The 23,259-nt window shown below is 50.5% G+C and carries 20 protein-coding genes; 9 read left to right on the forward strand and 11 right to left on the reverse strand.

The features are described 5' to 3' along the window. From ACJJIW_RS09785 to ACJJIW_RS09805, 5 genes are all read right to left on the reverse strand, one after another. Positions 1 to 693, reverse strand: coding sequence for a pirin family protein (locus tag ACJJIW_RS09785; protein WP_444937210.1), 693 nt, complete (start codon positions 691 to 693; stop codon positions 1 to 3). A 102-nt stretch (positions 694 to 795) separates the two neighbouring features. Then, positions 796 to 1,698, reverse strand: a complete 903-nt coding sequence (locus tag ACJJIW_RS09790; protein ID WP_444937211.1) for a LysR family transcriptional regulator — start codon at positions 1,696 to 1,698, stop codon at positions 796 to 798. 105 nt (positions 1,699 to 1,803) lie between these two features. Then, the gene (locus ACJJIW_RS09795) at positions 1,804 to 2,775 is read right to left on the reverse strand and encodes a glutathione S-transferase family protein (protein WP_282931264.1); all 972 of its coding nucleotides are present in this window, start codon (positions 2,773 to 2,775) and stop codon (positions 1,804 to 1,806) included. Positions 2,776 to 2,822: 47 nt separating this feature from the next. Next, positions 2,823 to 3,254: a DoxX family protein gene (locus tag ACJJIW_RS09800; RefSeq protein ID WP_282931265.1), complete on the reverse strand. Its 432-nt coding sequence runs from the start codon at positions 3,252 to 3,254 to the stop codon at positions 2,823 to 2,825. Between the two features lie 170 nt (positions 3,255 to 3,424). Next, the gene (locus ACJJIW_RS09805) at positions 3,425 to 4,162 is read right to left on the reverse strand and encodes an OmpW/AlkL family protein (protein ID WP_444937212.1); all 738 of its coding nucleotides are present in this window, start codon (positions 4,160 to 4,162) and stop codon (positions 3,425 to 3,427) included. 663 nt (positions 4,163 to 4,825) lie between these two features. Here ACJJIW_RS09805 and ACJJIW_RS09810 point away from each other — a divergent pair. Continuing rightward, positions 4,826 to 5,695 (forward strand): alpha/beta hydrolase, encoded by an 870-nt coding sequence (locus tag ACJJIW_RS09810; protein ID WP_444937213.1) that lies wholly within the window; start codon positions 4,826 to 4,828, stop codon positions 5,693 to 5,695. 83 nt (positions 5,696 to 5,778) lie between these two features. Here ACJJIW_RS09810 and ACJJIW_RS09815 read toward each other — a convergent pair whose 3' ends face one another. Next, positions 5,779 to 5,922 (reverse strand): hypothetical protein, encoded by a 144-nt coding sequence (locus tag ACJJIW_RS09815; protein ID WP_444937214.1) that lies wholly within the window; start codon positions 5,920 to 5,922, stop codon positions 5,779 to 5,781. Positions 5,923 to 6,303: 381 nt separating this feature from the next. On the opposite strand from ACJJIW_RS09815, the gene ACJJIW_RS09820 reads away from it, so the two are divergent. The 8 genes from ACJJIW_RS09820 to ACJJIW_RS09855 are packed head-to-tail and all read left to right on the forward strand — an operon-like array spanning position 6,304 to position 13,538. Beyond that, positions 6,304 to 7,629: a hypothetical protein gene (locus ACJJIW_RS09820; RefSeq protein WP_444937215.1), complete on the forward strand. Its 1,326-nt coding sequence runs from the start codon at positions 6,304 to 6,306 to the stop codon at positions 7,627 to 7,629. After that, a complete protein-coding gene (locus ACJJIW_RS09825; RefSeq protein WP_444892020.1) occupies positions 7,626 to 8,450 on the forward strand; it encodes a hypothetical protein in 825 nt (274 codons plus the stop codon). The genes ACJJIW_RS09820 and ACJJIW_RS09825 overlap by 4 nt, the downstream gene beginning before the upstream one ends. A gap of 33 nt (positions 8,451 to 8,483) precedes the next feature. Next, positions 8,484 to 9,302 (forward strand): hypothetical protein, encoded by an 819-nt coding sequence (locus ACJJIW_RS09830; protein WP_444937216.1) that lies wholly within the window; start codon positions 8,484 to 8,486, stop codon positions 9,300 to 9,302. 34 nt (positions 9,303 to 9,336) lie between these two features. Further along, the gene (locus tag ACJJIW_RS09835; RefSeq protein WP_444937217.1) at positions 9,337 to 10,158 is read left to right on the forward strand and encodes a hypothetical protein; all 822 of its coding nucleotides are present in this window, start codon (positions 9,337 to 9,339) and stop codon (positions 10,156 to 10,158) included. Between the two features lie 33 nt (positions 10,159 to 10,191). Next, positions 10,192 to 11,013, forward strand: coding sequence for a hypothetical protein (locus ACJJIW_RS09840; protein WP_444937218.1), 822 nt, complete (start codon positions 10,192 to 10,194; stop codon positions 11,011 to 11,013). 31 nt (positions 11,014 to 11,044) lie between these two features. Further along, positions 11,045 to 11,866 carry a hypothetical protein gene (locus ACJJIW_RS09845; RefSeq protein WP_444937219.1) on the forward strand — a complete coding sequence of 274 codons (822 nt, stop codon included), beginning with the start codon at positions 11,045 to 11,047 and terminating at the stop codon, positions 11,864 to 11,866. 34 nt (positions 11,867 to 11,900) lie between these two features. Next, positions 11,901 to 12,683, forward strand: coding sequence for a hypothetical protein (locus tag ACJJIW_RS09850; protein WP_444937220.1), 783 nt, complete (start codon positions 11,901 to 11,903; stop codon positions 12,681 to 12,683). A gap of 33 nt (positions 12,684 to 12,716) precedes the next feature. Further along, positions 12,717 to 13,538 carry a hypothetical protein gene (locus ACJJIW_RS09855; RefSeq protein WP_444937221.1) on the forward strand — a complete coding sequence of 274 codons (822 nt, stop codon included), beginning with the start codon at positions 12,717 to 12,719 and terminating at the stop codon, positions 13,536 to 13,538. Between the two features lie 800 nt (positions 13,539 to 14,338). Here the strand turns inward: ACJJIW_RS09855 and ACJJIW_RS09860 are convergent. From ACJJIW_RS09860 to hsdR, 5 genes are all read right to left on the reverse strand, one after another. After that, positions 14,339 to 15,274, reverse strand: a complete 936-nt coding sequence (locus tag ACJJIW_RS09860) for a COG2958 family protein (protein WP_444937222.1) — start codon at positions 15,272 to 15,274, stop codon at positions 14,339 to 14,341. 65 nt (positions 15,275 to 15,339) lie between these two features. Continuing rightward, on the reverse strand, positions 15,340 to 16,701 hold the full coding sequence (locus ACJJIW_RS09865) for a restriction endonuclease subunit S (RefSeq protein ID WP_444937223.1): 1,362 nt from the start codon (positions 16,699 to 16,701) through the stop codon (positions 15,340 to 15,342). Next, positions 16,698 to 18,293 carry a class I SAM-dependent DNA methyltransferase gene (locus ACJJIW_RS09870; RefSeq protein ID WP_444937224.1) on the reverse strand — a complete coding sequence of 532 codons (1,596 nt, stop codon included), beginning with the start codon at positions 18,291 to 18,293 and terminating at the stop codon, positions 16,698 to 16,700. The genes ACJJIW_RS09865 and ACJJIW_RS09870 overlap by 4 nt, the downstream gene beginning before the upstream one ends. Before the next feature lie 5 nt (positions 18,294 to 18,298). After that, positions 18,299 to 19,423 carry a Fic family protein gene (locus tag ACJJIW_RS09875; protein WP_444937225.1) on the reverse strand — a complete coding sequence of 375 codons (1,125 nt, stop codon included), beginning with the start codon at positions 19,421 to 19,423 and terminating at the stop codon, positions 18,299 to 18,301. 195 nt (positions 19,424 to 19,618) lie between these two features. Next, positions 19,619 to 23,143 carry a type I restriction-modification system endonuclease gene (gene hsdR / locus ACJJIW_RS09880; RefSeq protein ID WP_444937226.1) on the reverse strand — a complete coding sequence of 1,175 codons (3,525 nt, stop codon included), beginning with the start codon at positions 23,141 to 23,143 and terminating at the stop codon, positions 19,619 to 19,621. Positions 23,144 to 23,259 lie beyond the last annotated feature (116 nt).

The following is a 23,259-nucleotide window of genomic DNA, read 5'->3' on the forward strand; positions in this document are numbered from 1 at the left end:
TTATCGAGGCAAGTCGAACCATAGTGCGAGAACATTATTTGCTGAAGCGGTTAACTCTATTTTTTCCCGATAAACTCCCAAGCCATCTCCCGCCACTAGCAGATGACTGCCATTGAGTTCGACATTACCAGCGATGATATGAAGATATCCTGGGCGCTTAAGGGTGTTCAATCTTAAACTCTCACCGGTACGTAGTTGGAGGCGAAACAAGCTGGCATTCTGGTGAATAATTAGTGAGTTATCGCGTCCATCGGGAGTTACCAATGGAGTTAGCGCCCCAGTTTGAGTAATTGTCCTTTGTTCATAGCTGGGTTGAATATCTTTCCGGTTAGGTTGAATCCAGATTTGCAGGAATTTAAGGTTTTTAGTCTTTGAGTGGTTATACTCTGAATGGGTAATACCTTTACCTGCACTCATTCTTTGAATCTCACCAGCGGGAACGATAAAGTGGTTTCCCTCGCTATCTAAATGTTCGATAGCACCCTCCAGAATGTAGGAAATAATTTCCATATCCTGATGGCCATGAGTGTCAAAACCTGCCCCAGGCTTTACGGTATCATCGTTAATAACTCGCAGCGCGGAAAACCCCAGATGATTCGGGTCATAATAGTGCCCAAATGAAAAACTGTGTTTGCTGTGTAGCCAACCAAAACGGGCTTGCCCCCGTTCCCCTGATGGTCTGAAGTAGTACATAGCCGGTTCCTTATCGGTAGAAATAATTTGGCTATGGTAGGCTGCTGTGGTTATAGGAGATATTGGATAAAAATGAATTGGTTGTTCGTATTAATAGAATGTTTAAGATTCTTCAGAGGTTGGCATATCTAAGGTCAGCAATCTTAGCTCACCAATAAACTCTCTAGCGGCAGGGCCTAATTTATCCTGGTCTTTAAAGTTCAAGAAAAAGCTTGTGGAGCGTAGGCTACCGTTTTTTAATTTAAGCTTTTTAAGCGTCCCCGCATTGAGTAACTTGGAAATTAGGGGTATGGGTAGCCAGGCGAAACCGAGGCCCTGTTCAATAAGATCTAAGGAGGCCCGTAAACTACCCACCTTCCAGCGCTGTTCCGCTCCCAGCCAGCCTGAATCCCTGTTTGTCTGCATAGCTGAGTCCCGCACAATAATCTGTCGATATAATTTCAGATTCTCGTACGTCAGTTCGCAATTTAATTGATGTAGCGGATGATCTCTATGAGCGACAGCGACAAATTCTATACGGCAAATTTCATCGTTGAGAGCATTTTTCATAGGAAAGGCAGAAAGGCCTAAATCCACAAGCCCTTCTTGGATCAACTCATTGGTACCGGACAATATGGTATCGACAATATCGATATTCACCTGGGGATATCTCGCCGAAACTTTCTCCAGTGCCTGAAAAACCACACTTTGGGGGAAGGCGCCATCTACAGCGATACGCAGTTCTGATTCCACGCCTTCACCAAGGGTTTTGGCAATATCCTCGATACGGGAGACTTCATCCAGCAGGTATTGGCCGCGGCGCAGCATTAGGTTGCCAACTTCCGTGAGTATCACTTTGCGGCCAGATATCTCAAAAAGCTTGACTCCGAGAGCAGCTTCCAGGTTGCTAACCGCATTGTGAATACTGGATTGGCTTTTATGGACTCGCGCAGAAGCCTGATTAAAACCTCCGGCATCCACTACCGCTTTAAACATGCGCCATTGTTCTAAGGTGGTTTTTTGCATTATGTAAACCCTGATTCTTATACCGGCAGTTGTGGATAAATATCAAGGGCAAAGCTGCACTGCCTAGAACCCCAAATACTTGCCCCAAGCGCGGGGCAAGCGTATTTATACCCGATTGTGGGGACTGTTGTAATCGATCATTGGACCCACAGGTACCACCTGGCTGGGGTTGATGGATTTATGGCTAAAATAGTAGTGGCGTTTAATATGGTGGAAATTCACTGTCTCTGAGACCTGCGGCCATTGGTATAGCTCGCGGACATAATTGCGCAGGTTGGGGAAGTCTTCCAGACGCTGCCGGTTACACTTGAAGTGGCCGTGATAAACGGAATCAAAGCGAATTAAAGTTGTGAATAGTCGCCAATCTGCTTCAGAGACCTTATCGCCTACCAGATACCGCTGTTTACCTAATATTGCCTCTACCTTATCCAGGGCATCAAATAAGTTTCGGTAGGCCTCTTCATAAGCGGATTGAGTCGTCGCGAAACCACAGCGATAAACCCCGTTATTTATGTTTTCATAGACCAATTGATTGATGGCTTCGATATCTTTCTGTTTGTCTTTGGGATAAAAGTCCTGTGTATCACCAGTAATTTCATTAAACGCACTATTAAACATGCGAATTATTTCGGATGACTCATTGCTGACAATACAGTTTTGCTGTTTGTCCCAAAGTACTGGGACCGTAACGCGGCCGGAGTAGTCGGATTTATTGCGAGTGTAAACCTGATGCATAAAGTCATAACCAAATAGTGCATCACCGCTACTACCCTCATCGGTATTGAAGCTCCATCCCTGCTCAAGCATATCCGGGCTTACAACGGAGGTACTGATATGTTCTTCCAGCTTTTTCAATTTGCGGAAAATCAAGGTGCGATGAGCCCAGGGGCAGGCCAGGGATACATATAGATGGTAGCGCCCAGACTCAGCTTTAAAGCCACCTATGCCACTAGGCCCTGCGCTGCCATCGACAGTAATCCAGTTGCGTAACTGTGCAGCCTCTCGCTTAAATGCGCCACCTGAATTCTTGGTGTCATACCACTGGTCGTGCCACTGGCCATTAATTAACAATCCCATTTCATACTCCTAAATAGCGGTTGTTTTGTGACTGGCTTCAGATGGAATCAATGTGTTTTCTTTCTGTTGTCCAAGCTGAAACGCCCAGCGCCATGGGCTGCTATCACCAGAAAACCACCGGCTATAGCCAGGTTCTTAAAGAACATTAGAAACTGCATTTGATCTTCCAGGTTGCTATGGAACAGGAACGCAGTGAGTAAGCTAAATCCGGCGAATGCCAGAGCAGTTAATCGAGTTTGAAAACCCGCAATCAGAGCTAAGGCACCGCCTATCTCAAACAGGATTACCAATGGGAGCAGAAACTCGGGTAGACCACCGTAGGCCAGGTACTGAGCGCTACCCTCATAGTTTTGGATCTTGTTAACACCTGCCAGTAAGAAGATTGCTGCCAAGCCAATACGTCCGGAAAGGTCTGCGACGGCTGGAAACAAGGAACCACTGGGGGCATTTGATGCTGTGGATAAAGTGGAAGTATTCATTGTGTCGGTCCTTAAACTGTAAATTGAGCGCCACTGCGGAGTAGCTGCTGTGGATAAGGGGCAGTTTATAGAGGACGAGTAGAATGAAAATTGGTTAAATTCGACCATATCATTCGAATAAATCGAACATCGGGTGGGTCAGGTTCATTCAGAAGTGGACAAAAGGCCGCTCAGAAGTGATAGCCGATACCTATTGAGTAGACCCAGGGGTCAATATCTACATTTACATTGATGCGGTCGTAGTCGTTATCTTCTGTGCGGAAGCGAATTTTGGCCTTGGTATCGATGCTCAAGTACCAGATGGCCGCATTAAACAGCCAGTTGCTCTCTCGTCCAAAGGCAATATCTACGCCCACTTCCCATGCCAGGCCCCAGGAATTGCTCAGGCTCAGGGATGCCCTTGAGTCTGCACCCAGGGCCGTCTCGAAGTAGTTTTGTGCCGTGCGGCTGATATCTTCATCGAAGAAATGGGTGTAGTTAATTCCCACACCAATATAAGGCTGTACCCAGGACTCGGTGCATACCGGATACCACTGTACGCTGAGAGTTGGCGGAAGGTGCTTGATGTCACCCAGGGATACCCGACCCAGTGGATCACCGGTATCCGGGTCCGGTAAACCGCGAACATCGAGATCGTGCCGGAAAGGTACAGCTGCCAGTAATTCCAGTCCCCAGTGGTCTGCAAATAACCAGGTACCAGTGATGCTAGCGGAGTAGCCGGTATCCACGTAGACCCGGGTGTAGTCCAAGGGGGTGCCATTTAGGCGAAGTCTACCAGAATCGTCGTTTGGATCGACCGCAGCAGCGCCAACGCGAACGATAAAATCTCCCTTTTTATAGTCCGCAACCGACGGGCTGGTAAGCAACAGTACTGCACAAAAAACTAATGTCAGATTGATTCCGTTCATGCCCAACCTTCCAGAGGTGCGACTGGTAATAAGTAGGAGGTCTGATAGCGATATGAATACCGCAACTTACCGCCAGATTATTAGTGTAGATGTCTTGGAGATCCGGGAAAGAAGATAGTAAAAGCTGTGGCGCGGTATTTTATTGATATAACTTTGCTGGCTCCCTTTGAGAATAATTTCCCATCTGTGAGAGAGTGCAAGCCAGAAAAGAGTCTTATTTCCTATTGCGGCGATAATTGTCGAATCGGTTAATCTATTGATTGAATTCGCCCTGTATTATTTTGTGTTTCTACGTTGATATATATTTAGCGATTCTTGATCAGTGTATTTTTCTTAATGCTTAGGAGCCTCTGAATAACTCCATGATACCTCTGGCATGCAGAGCGGTTCACAATCAAGGCGCGGCTTCGCAGGAATGTCTAGACCTTTCAAGAAGTCGCAACGCGGAGTGTGAATCGCTCTGCAAGCCCCGAAGGGCGGGCCTTGAAGGCCACAGCTGCTGCGTTGCAGCTCTTGCAAAGGGCTACGGCCATTCGCGGCGAGCTACGCCTAACATCTGCAGCCTTCAAGACCCGCAGAGGCATTACGGAGTTATTCAGAGGCTCCCTTAGCAAAACCCACTATCAATGATGATATAAGACACTTGGCTAGAGATTTAATAACATGCTTAAGATAATACAGGGAACAATGCAACTCACAGGGCGGCTATCCCCAAAGTTATCGGCCAATATTGCAATGTACCTGTCTTCACGACCCAGACGCTATTCTGATTCAGAGCGTGAGAAGGCGCAGCAGTCTCAAGCCAAGAAGATTACTTACCGAGGTGCTTTAGGAACAGAAAATACGGCCTGGTCCTGGGGGGAGGGGCCTGTAGTGATTCTCTGCCACGGCTGGGAAGCCAAAGCCGCAAAAATGGCAACCTTGGCGATGGCAATTGCTGAGCAGGGTTTCCAAGCGGTGGCTATCGATGCTACCGCTCACGGTCACTCTGAGGGCAAGGTTTGTAATTTCGATATTATGGCGAAAGATATCTGCTCTCTGGCCAGCCAGTTTTCGGAAATATTTGCCATCGTCGGTCACTCGATGGGCGGAATGATGACAATGCGCGCGCGGGAGTTTGGGCTTAAAGCCCAGTGCTACGCAATACTCGGCGCACCGAGTGCTCCCTTGCCCATTATAGAAATTATGAAAAATATGCTGAAGGTAAGCCCTGAAACTGCAGAGCTATGCCAAGACAAGATAGCGAATCAAATAGGCTACTCTTGGCAGGAGTTGTTGCAGTGCAAAATGTATACTCCAGAAGATACCCCGCTCTTAATGATCTACGATACTGAAGACGATGAAGTACCTGTCTTCCACGGAGAAAGAATTCATAAAACCTGGCCCGCAGCGGAGATGATTAAAATTAACGGTGTGGGGCATCGGAAAATGGTTTGGGATGCTGAAGTAATAGAGTCAGTGGTAGAATTTCTGCAAATGGAAAAGGCCAAGAAGGTAATGGTAGGGGCAGATTTGGGGAAGCGCGTGGGCTAACCAAGCTATTGAGGTTTAGAGGTACGGCGGGCCTTGAATGCTCGCCTTACGGAGCTTTTAATAGTTCCCTGTATAAGGCCCTTTTATTTTTGTTTGTAAGTATTGCTGGAATAATTTTTTATTTTATTGCTATTTTGTAGTCCTTCTGATTTAAAGCCTGCCAGTTTTTCTCGTTTGAAGTATTCTTCGACTGTCTCTAATACCCCTATCAACTCTTTGTTTCTCACTGTCTCAATTTCTGCGTATCACTTTTAGTGGTTGATACATTGGTACCAATAAACAAGGGCTAGCGGTAGGCGCTTGCAATATGGTTAGAGGCGAGAAATTGAATCCAGTAGAGATAGCTTAATAGACTTGCTGGTTGGTACAAATCCACAAAGCTTCCACAATTCCTGTAGGACAGCCAAGTAGCTAAAGCCAGTTTGCCACCACACTTGTTGTTCAATATCTTTGAAAGCTTAGGCTAGCTCTTGCCCTTTATTATTTCAAACTGGAAATAAATCACATTATGTATAAAAGCTATCTGTTAATAACGTGATTTTGGCCGATTTTTATAGATAATAACGCCCGATCAAACCGATTGTTATGTATAAGGGAGGGATTCTCGAATGAAGGTATTTGGTTCTGGTTTAGCGGCTTCTCCTGCAATGGAGGTACATGGCTTTAAGGCTATGGGGGATAACTCAAACGGCTACCTCCTGATTTCAGACGCTAAAGATGGCCGTAAGGTTTATATTGATGCAGCCATCGCCGGGAAGTTTGCCAGCTGGCTAGCAAGAAGTGGCTACAAAGGATCAATGGTGATGTCCCGCCTTGCCCAACTGCGGGCCACCGCTGGAGGCTTGAAGAGCTATAACAATACCGGTAATGCCTTTGAGCATATGGATATCATTGAGAACCTACAGATCGGTTACAAGATTATCCAGCCCAGTGCAGATAATCGGCGCGGTGGTGTCTATATCACTCGTATTGATTTTGCCGAGCATGCTGGAGGGGATGTAACGCCGGGCTTGTATCATGTTGATTATAAAACAGACGAGGAAGTGTGGGGGCTGGACAAGAAAGAGCAATTTCAAATCCGCCGTACTAATATGGCTGTTAATGGGCTCTGTGAAGATGCTGAAGTTGCAGCCAGGGATATTATGCCGGGAATGGTGAATGGCGCCTATAAAGATATCAGCGGCAGTCAGGGGATTAAAGACGAGGGGTTTGGTTTATTTTATAATCCACGCCCGCTTTACAGCGCTGGCCAGCAGTGGAAGACCCCCCAACAGAAACAGGTTTCTTTTGAAGTGACAGCGAACAAGCTGGGTAACCTGATATTGGCATCACAAAAGGAAGGAAGGGATACCCAGTGGGTGATTCACGGTGATGGCTGCCACTTATTCCGCAAGACCTTGCTGCGTTTGCAGGGGCAGGTACTAGACAAGCATACGGTGTTTTTTGCGGCTCCCAAGGGGAATTTTCAAACCCTATTGCCATTGGTGCGGGGGGCTGGATTAAAACTTCATAAAGACGTTTTTAAATATCATCCCCATGACTGGAGTCAACCCCTGAATCGGGTTAACCCGCGTATCTCTAAAGAGATAAAGGCCTTTGGATCTGATTATAAAGAAGTTGCAGGTGTGGTATCACTGAACATGCAGCGGAGTTCTACAACTGCAATCGCAGCTCTCATGTCATCCGCTACTGGTGGTTTTACACTTGGGCTTGGTGGATTGAGTGCCGGTGCTGGTGGTGTGGGCATGGCAGTAAAAGCGCGAGCATTAAGAAATATGCTGGCCAACCACGCTAATGATTCTACTCTAAATCCCCATATGCACCCCTTTAAAAGCATAGATGAAATGGATATGCATGTGAGATCGGAGAATGGAGCAGGGCTAAGCTCGTTCCTAAAACTGGCCGGGAGTCTGCGCCGCGAGTATGCGAGATGATAAAAAAATTACTATTGTGGCCGCCCATTTACAAGCGCCTGCCGGCCGCATGGCAGGCCAGTAAGCTGAACCTTTACGGGCCAGACTTTGAGCAAGCCCCCTGGAAGCAAATTGACCTTTCCGGGATCAAACTCAAATTTAAAAACCCTCCTCAGACGAGAATGTTCCCTAATGATATCCGGGTGGAGGGGATGAATATCTACGACGATCAATCTTTTAGCCCCCCCTGGGATGGTGGTAGGACTAAGACACTATATAAGAGTGGCTGGGTCTACACAGATGGCCTGTTCGGCGATGGAGTTGTGGGGGGCGGTACCCTACAGATGATTATTCAGCGGCGGGATTTAAAAAAGTATGGTTTGCGGAGCCTGTTTATTCCCAAGCAGATGGCCATGATTCTACTGGATGATTTAGCGAGGGATTACGAGGCTAGGAATAAGGAACTACGGGAAGGTGATAATCACGTAGAGCCCTATAATCCGGAAGTTGATGTTTGGCTGTACCCCAAAAGCGTTGAAGCGCTGAATCCATCGGAGTGCGGGGGGCTGGCCTGTTACTCATTTTCAATATGGCAGCCATTTGAGTTGAAAAGATACACATGGGCTACCGCTATTACTGATGAACATATCCTTAAATTTTTCTATATGCCCAGCGCCAGCGGTGTGAATCACCTGGCGGATGACAATAACTTTGCTGAAGCGGCGGAAAGAACAGCGCGTGAGTTTGCTGAGAATATTGATATTACTCTGACGCCAGATGCTGAAAGACAGCGGCAGGCGGCTTTAACTGAAGCCTCGAAATTGGCACAGCAGCGGGCCTAGATCTGGCCCGAAGTTTGTGTAGAGAAACTTACGATGCTAAAAAAACTGCTATTGTGGCCGCCCATTTACAAGCGCCTGCCGGCCGCATGGCAGGCCAGTAAGCTAAACCTTTACGGCCCGGACTTTGAGAAAGCTCCCTGGAAGGAAATTGACCTTTCCGGGATCAAGCTTAAATTTAAAAATCCCCCTCAAACTGAGATGTTCCCCAATGATATTTGGGTGGAGCGAATGAATATCTATGATACTCGCAGCTTTGAACAATGGGATGGTGGTGAAACCGAAATTGTTTATAAAAGCGGTTGGATCTATACGGATGGTTTGTTCGGTGACGGAGTTGTGGGGGGCGGTACCCTTCAGATGATTATCCAGCGGCGGGATTTAAAAAAATACGGCATACACAGTCTGTTTATTCCCGAACAGTTGGCGATGATTTTATTGGATGATTTGGCGAGAGATTACGAGGCTAGGAATAAAAAACTGAGAGAAGGCGATTACCTGGAACCCTACAATCCGGAAGTTGATGTTTGGCTATACCCCAAAACCGTTGAAGCGTTGCATCCAGCTGAGCATAGGGGCCTAACTTGCTATTCATTTTCTATATGGAGACCATTTGAACTGAAGAGGCACACCTGGGCTACCGCTATTACCGACGAACATATTCTTAAATTTTCCTATATGCCCAGTGCCAGCGGTGTAGATCACCTAGCGGATGACAATAACTTTGCCGAAGCGGCAGAAAAAACGGCACGTGAGTTTGCTGAGAATATAGATATTACCCTGACGCCAGATGCTGAAAGGCAGCGGCAGGCGGCTTTAACTGAAGCCTCAAAATTGGCACAGCAGCGGGCCTAAATCTGGCCCGAAGTTTGTGTAGAGAGACGGTGTGGTGCTGAAGAAATTATTATTATGGCCTCCCATTTATAAGCGCCTACCGGCCGCATGGCAGGCCAGTAAGCTAAATCTTTACGGCCCGGATTTTGAGCAAGCCCCCTGGAAGGAAATTGACCTTTCCGGGATTAAGCTTAAGTTTAAAAATCCCCCTCAAACTGAGATGTTCCCAAATGATATCCGGGTGGAGGGGATGAATATCTACGACGATAGTTCCTATAATCCACCTTGGGATGGTGGCAGGACTAAAACGTTGTATAAAAGCGGCTGGGTCTATACGGATGGCCTGTTCGGCGATGGGGTTGTGGGGGGCGGTACCTTACAGATGATTATCCAGCGGCGGGATTTGAAAAAGTATGGCTTGCAGAGCCTGCTTATTCCCGGGCAGTTGGAAAGCATTTTACTGAAGAGTTTAGCGAGGAAGTATGAGGAAAAGAATAGAAAGCTACGCGAAGGCGATTACTTGGAGCCCTACAATCCGGAAGTAGACATTTGGTTATACCCCAAAACTACTGAAGCGCTAAATCCTGCGGAGCATCAGGGGCTAACTTGCTGCTCATTTTCGGTACGAAAGCCCTTAAAGCCAAAGATTCATACGTGGACCACCGCTATAACCGATGAACATATCCTAGAATTTTTTTACATGCCCAGTGCCAGCGGTGTAGATCACCTAGCGGATGATAACAACTTTGCCGAAGCAGCGGAAAGGACAGCGCGTGAGTTTGCTGAGAATATTGATATTACTCTGACGCCAGATGCTGAAAGGCAGCGGCAGGCGGCTTTAACTGAAGCCTCGAAATTGGCACAGCAGCGGGCCTAGATCTGGCCCGAAGTTTGTGTAGAGAAACTTACGATGCTAAAAAAACTGCTATTGTGGCCGCCCATTTACAAGCGCCTGCCGGCCGCATGGCAGGCCAGTAAGCTGAACCTTTACGGCCCGGATTTTGAGCAAGCTCCCTGGAAGGAAATTGACCTTTCTGGGATCAAGCTTAAATTTAAAAATCCCCCTCAGACGAGAATGTTCCCCAATGATATCAGGGTGGAGGGGATGAATATCTATGACGATCAATCCTATAGCCCCCCTTGGGATGGCGGTAGGACTAAAGCGCTATACAAGAGTGGCTGGGTCTATACGGATGGCCTGTTTGGTGATGGGGTTGTGGGGGGCGGTACCCTACAGATGATTATCCAGCGACGGGATTTAAAAAAATACGGTTTGCAGAGCCTGTTTATTCCCGGGCAGCTGGAAACTATTTTATTGGATGACTTAACAAAGAAATACGAAGCAAGGAATAAAAAACTTCGTGAAGGCGATTATTTGGAGCCCTACAATCCAGAGGTTGATGTTTGGCTGTACCCCAAAAGCGTTGAAGCGCTGAATCCATCGGAGAAACGGGGGTTGGCCTGTTACTCATTTGCAATATGGCAGCCATTCGAACTAAAGAGGCACACCTGGTCTACCGCTATTACCGATGAGCATATCCTTGAGTTTTCCTATATGCCTAGTGCTAGCGGCGTGAATCACCTAGCGGATGATAACAATTTTGCCGAAGCGGCGGAAAGAACAGCACGTGAGTTTGCTGAGAATATTGATATTACCCTGACGCCAGATGCTGAAAGACAGCGGCAGGCGGCTTTAAGTGAAGCCTCGAAATTGGCACAACAGCGGGCCTAAACCTGGCCCGAAGTTTGTGTGGAGAGATTCTGTGATACTAAAAAAACTGCTACTGTGGCCGCCCATTTACAAGCGTCTGCCGGCCGCATGGCAGGCCAGTAAGCTAAATCTTTACGGCCCGGATTTTGAGAAAGCTCCCTGGAAGGAAGTTGACCTTTCCGGGATCAAGCTCAAGTTTAAAAATCCCCCTCAAACGAGAATGTTCCCCAATGATATTTGGGTGGAGCGAATGAATATCTATGATACTCGCAGCTTTGAACAATGGGATGGTGGTGAAACCGAAATTGTCTATAAAAGCGGTTGGATCTATACGGATGGTTTGTTCGGTGACGGAGTTGTTGGGGGCGGTACCCTACAGATGATTATCCAGCGCCGGGATCTGAGAAAATACGGTTTGCAGAGTCTGTTTATCCCCGAGCAGCTGGCCATGATTTTGCTGGATGATTTGGCACGAGATTACGAAGAGCGAAATAGAGAACTGCGAGAAGGTGATTACCTGGAACCCTACAATCCGGAAGTTGATGTTTGGCTATACCCCAAATCTATTGAAGCGCTAAATCCTGCGGAGCACCAGGGGCTAACTTGCTGCTCATTTTCGGTTCGAAAGCCCTTAAAGCCAAAGATTCATACGTGGACCACCGCTATAACCGATGAACATATTCTCGAATTTTTTTACATGCCCAGTGCCAGCGGTGTAGATCACCTGGCGGATGACAATAACTTTGCCGAAGCGGCAGAAAAAACGGCACGTGAGTTTGCTGAGAATCTCTATATTACCCTGACGCCAGATGCTGAAAGACAGCGGCAGGCGGCTTTAACTGAAGCCTCGAAATTGGCGCAGCAGCGGGCCTAAATCTCGCTCGAAGTTTGTGCAGAGAGACGGTGTGATGCTGAAGAAACTATTATTATGGCCGCCCATTTATAAGCGCCTGCCGGCCGCATGGCAGGCCAGCAAGCTGAATCTTTACGGCCCGGATTTTGAGCAAGCCCCCTGGAAGGAAATTGACCTTTCCGGGATCAAGCTTAAATTTAAAAATCCCCCTCAGACGAGAATGTTCCCCAATGATATCTGGGTGGAGGGGATGAATATCTACGACGATCAATCCTATAGCCCCCCTTGGGATGGCGGTAGGACTAAAGCGCTATACAAGAGTGGCTGGGTCTATACGGATGGCCTGTTTGGTGATGGGGTTGTGGGGGGCGGTACCCTACAGATGATTATCCAGCGACGGGATTTAAAAAAATACGGTTTGCAGAGCCTGTTTATTCCCGGGCAGCTGGAAACTATTTTATTGGATGACTTAACAAAGAAATACGAAGCAAGGAATAAAAAACTTCGCGAAGGCGATTATTTGGAGTCCTACAATCCAGAGGTTGATGTTTGGCTGTACCCCAAAAGCGTTGAAGCGCTGAATCCATCGGAGAAACGGGGGTTGGCCTGTTACTCATTTGCAATATGGCAGCCATTCGAACTAAAGAGGCACACCTGGTCTACCGCTATTACCGATGAACATATCCTTGAGTTTTCCTATATGCCTAGTGCTAGCGGCGTGAATCACCTAGAGGATGATAACAATTTTGCTGAAGCGGCGGAAAGAACGGCACGTGAGTTTGCTGAGAATATTTATATTACCCTGACGCCAGATGCTGAAAGGCAGCAGCGGGCCTAGATCTGGCCCGAAGTTTGTGTAGAGAAACTTACGATGCTAAAAAAACTGCTATTGTGGCCGCCCATTTATAAGCGTCTGCCGGCCGCATGGCAGGCCAGCAAGCTGAATCTTTACGGCCCGGATTTTGAGCAAGCCCTCTGGAAGGAAATTGACCTTTCCGGGATTAAGCTTAAGTTTAAAAATCCCCCTCAAACTGAGATGTTCCCAAATGATATCCGGGTGGAGGGGATGAATATCTACGACGATAGTTCCTATAATCCACCTTGGGATGGTGGCAGGACTAAAACGTTGTATAAAAGCGGCTGGGTCTATACGGATGGCCTGTTCGGCGATGGGGTTGTGGGGGGCGGTACCCTACAGATGATTATTCAGCGGCGGGATTTAAAAAAATACGGTTTGCAGAGCCTGTTTATTCCTGAGCAGTTTGCAGTGATTTTGCTGGATGATTTGGCGAAAGATTATGGAGAGCGGAATAGAGAGCTGCGCGAAGGCGATTATCTGGAGCCCTACAATCCGGAAGTTGATGTTTGGCTATATCCCCAAACCGTTGAAGCACTGAATCCATCGGAGCATCGGGGTCTGGCGTGTTACTCGTTTCCTATATGGCAGCCATTCGAACTAAAGAGGCACACATGGGCTACCGCTATTACCGATGAACATATCCTTAAATTTTCCTACAGACCCAGCGCCAATGCTGTCAACCACTTGGCGGATGACAATAACTTTGCTGAAGCGGCAGAAAGAACGGCGCGTGACTTTGCTGAGAATCTCTATATTACCCTGACGCCAGATGCTGAAAGGCAGCGGCAGGCGGCTTTAACTGAAGCCTCAAAATTGGCACAACTGCGGGCCTAAATCTGGCCCGAAGTTTGTGTAGAGAGACGGTGTGGTGCTGAAGAAATTATTATTATGGCCTCCCATGTACAAGCGCCTACCGGCCGCATGGCAGGCCGGTAAGCTGACCAATATATCAATTGGTTTATAAAATCAAACACCAATCTATTTTTATTCGCCACTAAAATAGGCAGCTTTACCCCTGCTCACTAACCGAATTTGATCGGTGCTGTTTCAGGGATAGCTTTAGCAGAATCCAGGCATGGTAAATACTCCCCAAGAAGTACATCATTATGCCGAGTGCAACAAGAATGCCTGCTGGGATAAAGGCGTCGCTTTGTATGATCAAGCTAGAGAAATACTGGTACTCAAAAATATCGCCCTCATTAGATAGTTGAAAAATAAATAAGAAAAAATAGCTATACCAAATATTTGAATTTATTTTTCTAAAATGTTTTTTTTGTAGTTCAGATATGAAAGGTTTGCCGGTTTGTAGGTGTCGTATGCGATAAATAATGCAGGCTGAGCAAGAGGTGAATAGAAACGCAAGAAAACTTATCGCAAAGAGAGTGTTGGTGTTCTTCATATCCAAGTTGGATAGGTACTGGAGGTCAAGAATGTCGCCTTCGGTGTACACTTGATAGATAAATAAAGTTAAATATAGATAGCCGATATTCAAGAAAATCTTTTCAAGATGTTCTCTCGCTGGCTTTGAAATGGATAAATTTCTCATTGTTTTACAAAATGTCTACTGCGCTGAATTATTAGTTGAAATAATTGTTTTCCCTAAATGCCATAATAACAATGGCCTTAATCGTTGCTTATTCTTCGCTGGTGGCTTGCCAATCGGAAAGGCGCAGGTCGCCGGTTTGGTAGAAGTGGCGGATACTTTTGATATAGGCGAGAAAGTCTTTGTTCTCTTTCGCGAGGCGGTTGGCGATATCCCAGTCGATGGCGGCGCGTTCGCGGGCGGGGATCAGGATTTGGCTTTCCGCTGGGTTTTCGGCATCCAGCAGCATTAAGCCGATACCGTGGGCGGCGCTGAGCAAGCGCAGTTCTTTTAGGGTGTCGCTGCCCTCAATCTCGGCGGCGACCAGATAGCCCAGGTTGGCCCAGGAGGAGTTGGACAGGGCCTGGAAGAAGCACTCGCGGCTATTGGAACGGTTCAGCCGGCATTTGACTTCGAAGGACCAGAGGCGGGTGCGCTGGTCGGCGTATTGGCTGGCACAGGCGCGGATCTCTGCATCCCAGCCGTCGGTGAGATCCTCCAGGGCGACAATATCCGGGTAGAGCCAGCGGTTGCCATTGGGGCCCTTGTTATTGGAGCTGCGCTTTTCGTCGATACGCTTGCTGTACAGATTTAACTCGGCATAGAGATATTCGCTGAGCAGCGGGTAGAGTTGGAACTCCTTGGACTTTCTGCGCGCTGGGAAAGTTTTAGTGGCACTCGCCGGGGCGGATTCCGCGTGAGCGATCTCTTCGGTGGCGCTGGCCTCGCTGTAATAGAATTTGCGCGGCCGGGTTTCCAGGGTTTTTATCTGTGGGTGTTCAGCTCTTATTTTTCTATGTCGAGAATATACTTGGTTGGTGAGCCGTGTTAAAAGCTCTTCTTCACTATTAATCGTGCTGCTACGAGCAAGCTTGTCTTTACACATATCAGGATATGTATCGAGAAGCTTTTGCGCTATCTGTGTGGCGGTAAACTTTTGCTCACGGTGTTCGCGTAGAATTACAAATATACATTCGCGTAAGGTCATGGCTAAGTGACTTCCTTGTCTGCTGCCCGGCAGGGGGCTGCCGGGGGTATTTTGGCTTTTACCGATTAAGCGGCTGTGGTTTTGCGGCGCTTGCGCGGGGCCGGTTTGGCGGCGGCGCGCTCGGCTTGGATTCGCGCCAGCAGGGCGGCGGCGCTATTGTCGCCGCTAATCAGGTCAGGATTGTCGCGGCGCCACTGCTCGGTCAGCTCGCCCCTAAACGCCTTGGCCAGAATCGACTGGCTGAGCTGATCCACCTTGGCTAGAGCGCTACTGACCTGCAGTTCGATTTTATCGGCGTAGGCGAAGAGATGCTCTACTTGCTGAACAATTTCTTTTTGCTCTTCTGTACTAGGGAGTAAGATTGGCATCTCCTTCATCGAACGAACATTGAAATGTTGTTGAGCCACGCCAACTTGGTTTGCGGCAACATTTCTCTGTGCGACCTCTGAGTTCATGAAGATACAACCATACTCAGAAATAAGTCTGTTTCCAGGCCGGGCAATAACTAGGTCTGAGCAATTAGCAACTCCTAGATTCTTAGGTATTACACATGTTGTTCCTGGAGCGCCAGAACGGACAATAGCAAGATCACCCTTTTCAAGCCTGGATTTAATAATTTTCTGGTGAAATTCTTCCGAAATGTACAGTAGATTTTTTTCTGAAAACCGGAAAGGCCTAATATTTTGTGACCTTAGAAATGGAATTCCGGATTCCGTGTATTTATCAGACATTTTTCCAACATAGCCAACAGTTATTTCATCGCAAACTTCAAAAAAAATTGTATCTTGCCAGGACTCTATTTCTATTTTTTTTGTATCTCGCCATTCTTTAGTTAACTCCCCACTAACCGCCGCCGCCAATACCGCTTGGCGAAAGCGTTTTAGGATCTGCGGGATGTGTTGCAGGCGCGCTTTGCTGCTCTCCACCTGCGCCAATAAGCGGTCGAGTTTTTCGGCGATTACTTTTTGTTCAGCTAATGGGGGGAAAGTTAATTCAGTAGCTTCAAATTTCCCTTTAGTGACATGTCGCAGACCCACCCCGCCATGAGCACCGTCAATTAGGATGTCAAGGGTTTGATTTATCGCATATCGTAAAAATATTTTATTTATAAATTTTTTATTATATGAAACTTTAAATATATGCTGGTTCAGTGCGGCAGTTGCACCTTTCCATTCGTGCGCGCCAAAAGATGTGCCTGGAGTTCCTGACCATGCAAAAAGTAAATCGCCCGGGTTTATCTTATGTTTGTCTGCTAGTTCACCGTCAAAATAATTAAATTTTGCGTTTGTGTTATTTAAATTTTGAATTCGAATAATAGGTAAGCCTTGCTCTGACCATTCACTAGACTTGAAAGCTCTACCATTAAATAAATTGCACAGGTCACCAACCTTTACCAATTGCCAGCTTGAGGGCCGATTGTGCTTCATACGGCCTCCGTACGTGTAAGGTTGAGAATATGGGAGAGGTGCATCTCGCTTTTACTAATCTCTTCTTCACTTCCCAACTCCCGCATTAACCCATCCAATTCCCCCAAGGCCTGCACCAACTCCCCCATGGCCTCAGCAGCCAACTCCGCCGGCTCCGGCAGTTCACCGGCATCGACACTGTCGGCATCTTTTAGCCAGCTAATATCCAGGGAATCGCCTTTTTGCTCGGCGATCCAGTCGCGGGAGAAGCGGCGCCAGCGGCTGTTTTCTATGGTCTGTTCGGCACCCTTATCACAAAAAGACCAGTCGCCCTCGCTGCGTTTGCTGGTGCCATCGGGCTTGTTGCCGTAGCACTTTTCAAACGGTTTTAAGTGTTCCTCTCTAAACGGATTGCGCTTGCCGAAGCTGGGCATATTGGTGCGGAGGTCGTAGACCCAGGTATGTTGGGTGCAGTTTTCCTCCTGGTAGGGGTCTTTGGCGGAACCCTTGTTAAAAAACAGCACATTGGTTTTCACCCCGGCGGCATAAAAGATGCCGGTGGGCAGGCGCAAGATGGTGTGCAGGTTGCACTTGTGCATCAGGTCGCGGCGGATCTCGGTGCCCACGCCCGCTTCAAACAGCACGTTATCCGGCAGTACCACAGCGGCGCAGCCGCCGGGTTTGAGGGTGCGGTAGATATGCTGCACAAAGGCCAGCTGTTTGTTGCTGGTTTTATAGGTGAGGTCGTCGCGGCTGATACTGGCTTCGCCGCCCTTGGCGGTGCCAAACGGCGGGTTGGCCAGCACGATATCCACCGGCTCCAGGCTGGCGCCGGCCTGGCCGAGGGCATTGCCCAGATGCACCACGCCTTCGGCATCGCCCTCCATACCGTGCAGCAGGCAGTTCATCAGGGCCAGGCGGCGGGTACCGGGCACCAGCTCGATGCCGATAAACGCCTTGTTTTTCTGGAAGTGCTGGGCCTTGGCATCCAGGTCGAAGAGGTCGTCGGTGTGGTCCTTGATATAGCGGTCGGCGGCAATCAGGAAGCCGCCGGTGCCGGCGGCGGGGTCCTGGATCACTTCGCCGGCCTCGGGTTTGACACAGCGCACCATGGCGTCGATCAGGACGCGGGGGGTGAAGTACTGGCCGGCGCCGGATTTGGTCTCGGTGGCGTTCTTCTGCAACAGGCCCTCGTAGAGGTCGCCGAGGCCGTCTTTCTGCGCGCTGAACCAGTCGATCTGGTCGAGGGATTTGATCATCTGCTCCAGGTGGCGGGGCTCGCGCAGGCGGGTCTGGGCGTCGGCGTAAATGGCGCTGATCAGCGGGTCCTCGTGGGCGATATCGCCGCTGGCGTGGCGGCCGGTGGACAGCGCCAGCAGTATGCGCTTGTAGTCGTTCAGCAGGTTGATGCCGGACTGGCGGTTGAGATCGGTCCAGCGGCAGCCCTGCGGCAGCGGGTGTTGCTTGAGGGCGCCGCTCTCGGTGTTCTCGTGCACCATCTTGATAAACAGCAGCAGCACCAGTTCGGTGACATAGTCGGAGTAGTTGATACCGTCGTCGCGGAGCACGTCGCAGAGGTTCCAGAGTTTCTGCACGATATGGTTGTTGGTCATGGGTTTTAAACTTCCTGTTGGCGGGGGAGCGGGGCTCCCTGGCAAATATTGAGTAGTTGGGGAAAGGCGTAAATGGTGGGCGTGCGGCCCTGGCCCTGGCGCAATATGGTCAGGGGCCCCTGTGCTTGGCTGAGTTGGCGCAGCAACCCCTGTAGAGTCTGTTTGTTGATCTGGTTGCGCCGGGCAAAATCGGCGGCATTAAAAATGGGCTGGTCGAAGATGCCGTCTAATAACTGCGGGCTGTGCTGGGTGTGGGTAATCTCGCGAATCTGGTTTTTGGTGGTCTCGTACAGGGCCATAATGCGCCGCACCTGCAATAGGTTGGTATGGGCCTGTTGGGTAATCGCCTCCAGGAAAAACTGAATCCAGCCGCTCCAGTCGTTGTGGCGGGAGATATTGGCGAGCCGCTGGTAATACTCTTCGCTGTGGGATTCCAGGTAGGCGGAGAGGTAAAACATGGGGCTCGATAGCCGCTGGCGGGCGTAGAGAAACAGGGGAATCAGCAGGCGGCCAATGCGTCCATTGCCATCTTTAAACGGATGCAGCAGTTCAAATTGGGCGTGCACTATGGCGGTCTGTGCCAGTACATCGAAGTCCTGATGTTGCAGGTATTCTTGCCAGTGTTGCAGGTGGTCCGCTAACTGTAACGGGCTGGGGGGCACAAAGGTGGCCTGCTCCAGGGTACAGCCGGCATGGCCAATCCAGTTTTGATCCCTGCGGAAGTGCCCGGGGGATTTGTCCTGCCCGCGCACATTGTCGAGCAGGATTTCGTGCAACTGGCGCAGCAGACTCAAGCTGATTGGGCGCCCAGCCTGTAGGTGTTGCTGGGATAACAGCAGGGCTTTGCGGTAGTTGCGGACTTCATGAATATCGGCACTTTTACGCCCTTCAAAGTGCTGCCCGGCCTCTTGCTCCAATACTTCTTCCACCGTCGCCTGGGTGCCCTCAATCTTTGAGGACAATACGGCTTCCTGCTGGGTGAGGGGCGATAGCATCACGGCGGGATTAATAATGCCCTGTAGCAGGCCGCTGTATTCGGCGAGCTTGGCGTTTGCCTCACCTACGGGGGTAATCAGGCGTGCGTAGTCCAGTTGCTTCAGGGGCAGGGCGTCGGGGGTGTAGGGATTCATGGGTGTATGGCTGCTTGGCGTGTATTTTTCCACTGTGTTCAGGCACTACAGGCCCCGTGGCACTATACCAATGGCCCTATTCGTTGTGTATCAAATACTGGCAAATTTGATATGAGAGGGGGCTTGTGTGGGGTGGCTCATACACAAACCCTCTTGTGTATCAAAAATCTGTAAATTTAATACATAATTGGGGGCTTATGCAGGCACCGGCTTGGGGGTTGCCCAGATAGCCATATTCAGCTCCTCTAACACCGTGTCCAGCTGGTCGTCCAGCACCTTGTCCAGTTGGCGGGCGCCGCCCTGGAAGGCGGGCAGTTTGTTGATGGTGTCGCGGTCGATAATCACCTCGTGGGTCAGCTGTTTGGCCAGGCGCTCCAGCCAGCGGCGCTGGGCAGTTTTCCAGGGGTGGCGGGCGTAGATTTTCTCCATGGCCGCCGCCACGCGCTGGGCAAAGGGCACCAGGGCCTCCCCCAGGGCGGCACGGCGGATATGGCCGATAATACTGGCGGCGATATCCCGGTTGGTCTGGCTGCGCACGGCGGCCTGTAATTTGGCCTCGGTGTAGCCGTGGCTATCCAGCAGCAGCTTGATCTCCTTGAGTTGGGCACGGGTGAGATCGCGGGGGCGCTTGGCGACCACGGTGATGGCGGCGGACTCGTTAATCTGCTCGCCAATAAAACGGGTGAAGCTGTCGAGGTAGTCTTCGGGCTTGCTGTGCTCGCCGTAGCCCTGGCTGCGTTCGAGGACTTCATCTGCGTGTGTGGAGATCACCGGATGGCGCTCGCTGCCGAGCAGGGCTTTCACTTCGGCCAGCTGATGCAGCAGGCCGCCGTGCTGGTTGAGAAATTCGGCGGCTTTGTGTGGGCCGAGGCCGTGCAGGTGGCTGTGCAGGGATTTGGCGGGGACACCCCAGCTCTGTTCCAATTCATTGAGCTTTTCCCGCAGGGCCGGGCGCTTCTCTGCGCTGTTCTCCGCTTTGCGCAATACCCGCATGAGTTTTTGGCTGAGCTGGCTCAGGACCACATCGGCCTGGCTGTCCATGCCCGGTTCGCCGGGGCTCTGTAGGGCGCGCTGCAGTTGCTCTGGGTCGGTGAGTTCGCCGGCCAACTGCTCCAGGGTGATATTGGGGTCTTTGACCAGGGGTTTCATGGTGTTGACGTTTTGCAGCGCTGCGTAAATATCTACGGGGTCGTAGATGCGAAAGACGGTTTTGCCGATTTCATCGCAGCGGCGGGTGGCGCGGCCGATCATCTGTTCGTAGAGAATGCGCGAGCGCACCCGGCGCATAAAGACCAGGTTGCAGATTTTGGGTACGTCGATGCCGGTGCTGAGCAGGTCGACGGTGATGGCGATATTGGGGTAGCGCTCGTTTTTATACTGGCGAATTAACTGTTTGACGCTGGGACTTTGCCCGGTAATTTTGGCCACGGCGGCCTGGTTGTAGTCGTCGCCGCAATAGTCGCTAAAAGCTTGGTCCAGCAAGCTTTTGACTCTGTCGGCGTGGCTGTCAGTGGTACAGAAAATCAGGGTTTTCTCCCCGCCGAGCGGGTCCAGCTCCTGCGCCAGTTGCTCGCAGATCACCCGGTCAAAGTTTTCGTTAATCACGCGGCGGTTAAAGGCGTCCACGTCGAAGTGCAGTTCGTCTTCCAGTTCGGCGCTGTCTATTTCACCGGTTTGGGTGTCCACCGTTTCCACGGTGCTGCCGGGCGCAAAGGTGATGCCGTTTTTACTGAGCAGGGTTTGGTAGCGAATGGGGGGCTCGTGGTCGATCAGCCAGTCATCGGCAACGGCCTCGCGGTAGGAGTAGGTGTATACCGGCTTGCCGAAAATTTCGCTGGTGTGTTTGGCGGGAGTGGCGGTGAGGCCTACTTTCACTGCGTCAAAATAGTCCAGCACGCGGCGGTAGCTAGATAGATATTGGCTGGCATCGCGGGTGGCCAGTTCGCCTTCAGTCATCTCCTGGTCGAGGGTGTAGCCTCGGTGGGCTTCGTCCACGATCAGGCAATCGTAGTGATCCACGGTGGGGGTTGGTTCGCTGGCGAACAGGCGGCTCACCATGGCCTGCACGGTGGCGACCTGGATGCGGGTTTCCGCCTCGACGGCCATATCACCCAGCTCGGCCAGGTTATAAATTTTGGAGATGGGGTGGTTCTGCTCCAGCGGCGCTTCCTTAAAGGCATCCTGGGCCTGCTCGCCCAGAGCGGTGCGGTCCACTAAAAACAGGATGCGGTTAAAGCGTTCGGCTTTGAGCAGGCGGTACATCAGGCCGATCACGGTGCGGGTTTTGCCGGTGCCGGTGGCCATGGCCAACAGGGCGCGGCGTTGGCCGGAAGTTATCGCAGCTTCTGCGGCGAGAATGGCTTTTTCCTGGTAATCGCGCAGTTTGAGGTAGCCAAAAGGTTCCCGCTTGAGTTGATCTTCGGCGTCCTGTTTGCTGCGCTGGAGTCGATCGAGCAGGCCCTGGGGGCTGTGGAAATTGGGCAGGGCGTGGGCGCGATTTCTGGGGCTGCGTACATCCCGAAACCAGATACCGGACAATTCCTGTATCTGTGGCAGGTAGGGGCGCCCATTGCCGGAGTAGACAAACGGTACTAAATAGTGGCCGCTGTGGTTGTCTGGCCAAGCAATGGTGCGCCCGGCAAACTCCCAGGCACTGGTGAGCGGCGCTTGTATAACGATATTGCGGCTGTAACCTTCGGCCTGGGGAATCTTGCCGGCAACATTTTTATTTTTCCGCTTTGCTTCCACTACCGCGATGGGCATCAGGCCGACAAACAGCACATAGTCTGCACGCCCTTTGTTAGTCGGCCATTCGGCGATGGCCCTATTGATACCTTTCTCTGGGCGTGCGCCTTTGGCGTATCTGAGTTCCTCTGTATCTACCTCCCAGCCGGCATCGGTGAGTTGTCGGTCGATCAGGATGCGGGTGAGATCTTCGTCGAGATCGAGGTCGAGCTTTACCGCCCTGGTTTTGCGCACGGCTTCTTTGCGCTGGCCGACCCTCTCTTTGGCCTCGCTTGCAGTCAGCTGTTTTTGCAACGCCTGGATTTTGTCTTCGTAGCCGCGCTTGGTCTCTTGTAGGGCCTGTTCGTGAGCGGCGACCTGAGCGGCATTGGCGCGCGCCTCTTCATCCATGGCCAGGGCCAGGGACTCGTAGTCGGACTTCTCCTGGGCGATCAAGTCGTTGAGCTTTTGGCTGGAGTCGAGCTGTACGTTGGCCTCTGTCAGCTCGCTGCGCAGCTGTGCGATTTTTTCGTGCAGTTGGTGGAGATCTTTACTGGGGTCTTCGGGAGCCTGGAAACGGCCCGCTTTAAATTGAGCACCGTTGCGGCCAAAGGCGCGGTGAAACCAAACGGCCAGGGTGCGGGCTACGCGCAGGCCATCCATGGCTTCTTTGTGCCGGGTTTTGAACTGGTGCGTGGCGCGGTTGCCCTCGACGCGCAGGGTGCGAAACAGCTGCCGCACCGCCGGCTCAAAGTTGAGTTCGCGCCCCAGCCGTTCCACCAGTTCCAGCTGTGTGGTTTGCTCAGTAAATGCCACTCCACTGATGCTGGCGATATGCTGGGCGAGCGCTTCTCCCAGCTGGCGCAGCTTGATCAGGGTGGTGTTGGGGTCGCTGCTGAAGGCACGCTCGGCGGCGCAGGCTAATTGAACAAAAAGGGGGTCGTGCTCGGCAAGAAAACCGAAGTTGTCGGATTGACAGGGCTCTATCGCTGACACATTCCCTCCAATGGCTGTTCAGCTGGTGTAAGGAAGGCTAAGGCTCGCTACCACTTGGCTTAGCGCTTATTTTTTTACCTTTATACGACGGTGATGCTACCTGAAATTGGCGGATT

This window comes from Microbulbifer maximicatervae (SeqCode), assembly GCF_052467815.1.

Excerpts from the sequence above, each read along its gene's own strand:
- ACJJIW_RS09785 (WP_444937210.1), bottom strand. The coding sequence starts at position 693 with ATGTACTACTTCAGACCATCAGGGGAACGGGGGCAAGCCCGTTTTGGT.
- ACJJIW_RS09790 (WP_444937211.1), bottom strand. The coding sequence starts at position 1,698 with ATGCAAAAAACCACCTTAGAACAATGGCGCATGTTTAAAGCGGTAGTG.
- ACJJIW_RS09795 (WP_282931264.1), bottom strand. The coding sequence starts at position 2,775 with ATGGGATTGTTAATTAATGGCCAGTGGCACGACCAGTGGTATGACACC.
- ACJJIW_RS09800 (WP_282931265.1), bottom strand. The coding sequence starts at position 3,254 with ATGAATACTTCCACTTTATCCACAGCATCAAATGCCCCCAGTGGTTCC.
- ACJJIW_RS09805 (WP_444937212.1), bottom strand. The coding sequence starts at position 4,162 with ATGAACGGAATCAATCTGACATTAGTTTTTTGTGCAGTACTGTTGCTT.
- ACJJIW_RS09810 (WP_444937213.1), top strand. The coding sequence starts at position 4,826 with ATGCTTAAGATAATACAGGGAACAATGCAACTCACAGGGCGGCTATCC.
- ACJJIW_RS09820 (WP_444937215.1), top strand. The coding sequence starts at position 6,304 with ATGAAGGTATTTGGTTCTGGTTTAGCGGCTTCTCCTGCAATGGAGGTA.
- ACJJIW_RS09825 (WP_444892020.1), top strand. The coding sequence starts at position 7,626 with ATGATAAAAAAATTACTATTGTGGCCGCCCATTTACAAGCGCCTGCCG.
- ACJJIW_RS09830 (WP_444937216.1), top strand. The coding sequence starts at position 8,484 with ATGCTAAAAAAACTGCTATTGTGGCCGCCCATTTACAAGCGCCTGCCG.
- ACJJIW_RS09840 (WP_444937218.1), top strand. The coding sequence starts at position 10,192 with ATGCTAAAAAAACTGCTATTGTGGCCGCCCATTTACAAGCGCCTGCCG.
- ACJJIW_RS09850 (WP_444937220.1), top strand. The coding sequence starts at position 11,901 with ATGCTGAAGAAACTATTATTATGGCCGCCCATTTATAAGCGCCTGCCG.
- ACJJIW_RS09855 (WP_444937221.1), top strand. The coding sequence starts at position 12,717 with ATGCTAAAAAAACTGCTATTGTGGCCGCCCATTTATAAGCGTCTGCCG.
- ACJJIW_RS09860 (WP_444937222.1), bottom strand. The coding sequence starts at position 15,274 with ATGACCTTACGCGAATGTATATTTGTAATTCTACGCGAACACCGTGAG.
- ACJJIW_RS09865 (WP_444937223.1), bottom strand. The coding sequence starts at position 16,701 with ATGAAGCACAATCGGCCCTCAAGCTGGCAATTGGTAAAGGTTGGTGAC.
- ACJJIW_RS09870 (WP_444937224.1), bottom strand. The coding sequence starts at position 18,293 with ATGACCAACAACCATATCGTGCAGAAACTCTGGAACCTCTGCGACGTG.
- ACJJIW_RS09875 (WP_444937225.1), bottom strand. The coding sequence starts at position 19,423 with ATGAATCCCTACACCCCCGACGCCCTGCCCCTGAAGCAACTGGACTAC.